We start from the raw sequence: 2,197 nt of genomic DNA on the forward strand, positions 1-2,197 counted from the left end.
GGCAGACGCCGGTGGCCGAGGCCGTTTCCCCCTGCCGCGCCGCCGCCGCTACTCGGCGACCGGCAGGGAGGCTCCGTCCCGCAGGAACAGCGGGATACGGTCCAGCGGGGCGTCGACGGTCACGGACACACCGCCCTCGTACGTCTCACCGGTCCACGCGTCCGTCCAGCGCGCCCCCGCCGGCAGGTACGCCGTACGGTGCGTCGCCCCCGCCTCCAGCACCGGCGCCACCAGCAGGTCCGGGCCGAAGAGGTACGCGTCGTCGACCGACCAGGTCCGCTGGTCCTCGGGGAACTCCAGGAACAGCGGGCGCATCACCGGCAGGCCCTCCTCGTGGGCCTCCCGCATGACCTCCAGGACGTACGGCTTCAGGCGTTCGCGCAGCCGCAGGTACTTCTCCAGGACCGCGTAGGTGTCCTCGCCGTACGACCAGACCTCGTTCGGGCCGCCGGTCATGTCCGGGCCGAGCGGCATGCCCGGATCGCGGAAGCCGTGCAGACGCATCAGCGGGGACAGCGCACCGAACTGGAACCAGCGGACCATCACCTCGCGATACGCCTCGTCGTCCGGGTCGCCGCCGTGGAAGCCGCCGATGTCGGTGTTCCACCACGGGATGCCGGACAGCGCGGTGTTGAGCCCGGCCGCGATCTGGTCGCGCAGGGTCGCGAAGTCCGTGCCGATGTCACCGGACCACAGGGCCGCGCCGTAGCGCTGACTGCCCGCCCACGCCGAGCGGTTGAGGCTGACGACCTCGCTCTCCCCGGTGGCGAGCAGGCCGTCGTGGAAGGTGCGGGCGTTCTCACGCGGGTACATGTTGCCGACCTCCAGGCCGGGGCCCGCCCAGTAGCGCAGGTTCTCCTGGAAGCCGGGCTTGAGTTCCGGCTCGCCCGCGTCCAGCCAGAAGGCCTTGATGCCGTACGGCTCCAGGTAGTTCTCCTTCACCCGCGACCACACGAAGTCCCGGGCCTCCGGGTTCGTGGCGTCGTAGAAGGCGACCTGGACCGTGGAGTCGACCCCCTTGTCGGGCCAGTCGGCGTGGGCCATCGGGCCGTACTGGGTGCCAATGAGGTAGCCGCGCTGCTCCATGACCGGGTGGTTCTCGCTCAGCGGCGAGACCGACGGCCACACGGACACGACCAGCTTGATGCCGAGTTCCTCCAGCTCCCGCACCATGGCCGCCGGGTCGGGCCACTCGCTCAGGTCGAACTTCCACTCGCCCAGATGCGTCCAGTGGAAGAAGTCGCACACGATCGCGTCGATGGGCAGCCCTCGCCGCTTGTACTCCCGTGCCACGGCGAGGAGTTCGTCCTGGGAGCGGTAGCGCAGCTTGCACTGCCAGAAGCCGGCCGCCCACTCCGGCAGCATCGGCGTACGGCCCGTCACCGCGCTGTAGCGGCGCTGCGCGGCGGCCGGGTCGCCCGCCGTGATCCAGTAGTCGATCTGCCGGGCCGAGTCCGCCACCCAGCGCGTGCCGTTGCCCGCGAGCTCCACGCGGCCGATCGCCGGGTTGTTCCACAGCAGGGTGTAGCCGCGGCTGGAGGTGAGGACCGGGATGCCGACCTCGGCGTTGCGCTGGACCAGGTCGAGGACCAGGCCCTTCTGGTCGAGGCGCCCGTGCTGGTGCTGGCCGAGGCCGTACAGCTTCTCGTCGTCGTACGCGGCGAAGCGCTGCTCCAGGCGGTGGTGGCCGTTGCCGACGGCGGTGTAGAGGCGCGGCCCGGGCCACCAGAAGTGGGCGCGCTGCTCGGCGAGGAGCTCGACACCGTTGTCGGTGCGTGCGAAGCGGAGCTGTCCCTCGGAGCTGACCTCGACGGTCAGGGTGCCGACGGTCAGCTGCCCCTGTCCGTCCTCGATCTTGACCGTGCTCTCGGTGGCGGGCGGCTCGTCGAGCAGGGCGCCCGGCAGCCCGTCGAGAACCGGGCCACCGAGACGGGCCCGGACCCGGACCGCGTCGGGGCCCCAGGGCTCGATGAGGACGGTCTCCTGGCGGCCGCTCCACTCCAGGGCGCCGTCCCGCTCGCGGAACGTGCCGACGGTGGGGGAGGACTGCGCGAGGCTGACCTGGGGCTGGTTTTCGGCAGGCTGGTTCACGGCGGGTGCTCCTGAAGGAGTGCAGACAGGGGGTGCCGGGCGAGGGGCACGGTCAGGGAGGCGCTGGTCGAACGGGAGGCGTTGGACGGGAGGGGGCGTACGGGGG

Annotated in this window: 1 protein-coding gene; it reads right to left on the reverse strand. The window is 71.6% G+C overall.

Annotated elements, in window-relative coordinates:
- Positions 1 to 48: 48 nt before the first annotated feature.
- Positions 49 to 2,091: a glycoside hydrolase family 31 protein gene (locus tag FNH08_RS49135; protein WP_322726645.1), complete on the reverse strand. Its 2,043-nt coding sequence runs from the start codon at positions 2,089 to 2,091 to the stop codon at positions 49 to 51.
- Positions 2,092 to 2,197 lie beyond the last annotated feature (106 nt).

The sequence above is a fragment of the Streptomyces spongiae genome (assembly GCF_009377185.1).
GTDB lineage: Bacteria > Actinomycetota > Actinomycetes > Streptomycetales > Streptomycetaceae > Streptomyces > Streptomyces spongiae.